The following is a 2,110-nucleotide window of genomic DNA, read 5'->3' on the forward strand; positions in this document are numbered from 1 at the left end:
AACATCGCTCGATCCTGATCACCGCCAATCAGGCATTCGGTGAGTGGAACAAGATCTTTCCCGATCAAGCCATGACGCTAGCCGCCGTAGATCGCCTCGTTCACCATGCCACAATTCTGGAAATGAACGTCGAGAGCTACAGGCGCCGCGCCGCAATCGAGCGAAAACGAGCCCCAGGTCGACCCACCACCCGGCAAACCCCCAAAACACCGCATCCAGATTGTCGCGCTACACCCGAAAACACTCCAAATCATGCACGATTGTAGGCATTTTTATTGGCAGATAAAATTAGATCATCATTTTATGTAGTGATTATAACGGCTTGCCTTCATAGCATGGCGCGCCATGCACGAAAGCGATGATCACTACGTCTACACTATTACCCTATGAGGTCACGCTTCCCAACCTGACGAGAGAAGCGCGGCCTGCTCCAGAACTGTCTGCGTGGCCTTTTCCTGCTTATCAGGCGGGTATCCGTATTTCCGGAGTATGCGCTTGACCATGACGCGCAACTGAGCGCGGACGTTCTCGCGCATTGTCCAGTCTATGGTGACGTTCTTCCGCACAGTCTCCACCAGTTCACGCGCGATAGTACGAAGCGTTTCGTCACCAAGAACCTGGACGGCGCTGTCGTTAGTCTCCAGAGCGTCGTAGAAGGCCATCTCGTCGTCGTTTAGGCCGAGTTCCTCGCCTCGCCGCGAGGCAGCCCGCATGTCCTTCGCCAGGGCGATGAGTTCCTCGAGGACCTGCGCGGCCTCAATGGCCCGGTTCTGATATCGCCGCAGAGCCCGTTCGAGCATTTCGGCGAACGACCGCGCCTGAACCACATTTTTGCGACTCCGGGTCCTAATTTCGCCCTTCAATAGCTTTTCCAGGAGTTCGACGGCCAGGTTCCGCTGCGGCATCCCGCGCACTTCGGCCAGAAACTCATCTGACAAAATCGAGATATCCGGCTTTTGGAGCCCGGCGGCCGAGAAGATATCGATCACGCCCTCCGGACTTACGGCGCGCGCGATAATTTGCCGGACAGCGTGATCCAGTTCCTCGTCCGACCGAGCGTCACCGGGCGCCCGCTTGGAGAGTACGGCCTGGAGCGCCTGGAAGAACGCCACATCGTCGCGAATACCCAAAGCACGCTCGTGCGGGACCGCAAGCGCGAAAGCTTGCGATAGTTCGCGCACCGCCGTGACGAAGCGATCCTTTCCATTCTCCTGTGACAGGATGCGCTCCTGCGCGGGCGGCAACAGGCCCAATCTTTCCTGCGGGCTTCCAGTGGTCCACTTCGACCAATCAAAGCCGTGAAGCATGGCGCAGCAGACTTCATGCCTCTCCAGCATCACCGCGACCGCCTCGTCCTGGTCGAGAGCGGTCCGGCCGGTGCCGCCGCTCTCGGTGTAGGTAACGAGCGCCTGTTTCAGTTCCTGCGCGAGGCCGAGATAGTCAACCACAAGCCCGCCAGGCTTGTCCTTGAATACCCGGTTCACGCGAGCGATAGCCTGCATCAGCCCGTGTCCGCGCATCGGCTTGTCAATATACATCGTATGCAGGCACGGGGCATCGAACCCGGTCAGCCACATATCCCGCACGATCACCAGCCGAAACGGATCCTTCGCATCGCGGAAGCGATTGGCCAGCGTCTCGCGTCGCGGTTTATTGCGAATGTGCTGCTGCCAGTCCGGTGGATCGGACGCCGAGCCGGTCATCACGACTTTGACCGACCCAGCGTCATCGCCATCGCCGTGCCAGGCAGGGCGCAGCTTAATGATCTCCCCATAGAGTTCCACCGCGATGCGGCGGCTCATGCAGACGATCATCCCCTTGCCGTCCATGGCTTCGAGCCGCTTCTCGAAATGCTCGACGATGTCGCTGGCGACCAGTTCCAGTCGCTTGTCCGATCCGACAACCGCTTCGAGCTGTGCCCATCTCGACTTGAGCTTTTCTTTACGCTCTACCTCCTCGCCCTCGGTCGCTTCTTCAAAATCGGGGTCGATTTTCGGTCGCTCGGCGTCGGCCAGCGCCAGCTTGGCCAGGCGGCTCTCGTAATAGATTGGCACTGTCGCGCCGTCCTCGACGGCCCGCTGGATGTCGTAGATGCTGATATAGTCGCCGA

2 protein-coding genes are annotated in these 2,110 nt (G+C 59.2%); one reads left to right on the forward strand and one right to left on the reverse strand.

Annotated features, from left to right (window positions below):
* Positions 1-266: ATP-binding protein (locus tag ACP5E6_RS18620; RefSeq protein ID WP_427956895.1), on the forward strand; the 266-nt coding region annotated here is incomplete at its 5' end.
* Positions 267-392: 126 nt separating this feature from the next.
* On the opposite strand, the gene ACP5E6_RS18625 is transcribed toward ACP5E6_RS18620, so the two are convergent.
* On the reverse strand, positions 393-2,110 hold a 1,718-nt coding region (locus ACP5E6_RS18625; RefSeq protein ID WP_427956898.1), incomplete at its 5' end, for a type I restriction endonuclease subunit R.

The sequence above is a fragment of the Acidiphilium sp. genome, assembly GCF_049977125.1.
Classification (GTDB): domain Bacteria; phylum Pseudomonadota; class Alphaproteobacteria; order Acetobacterales; family Acetobacteraceae; genus Acidiphilium.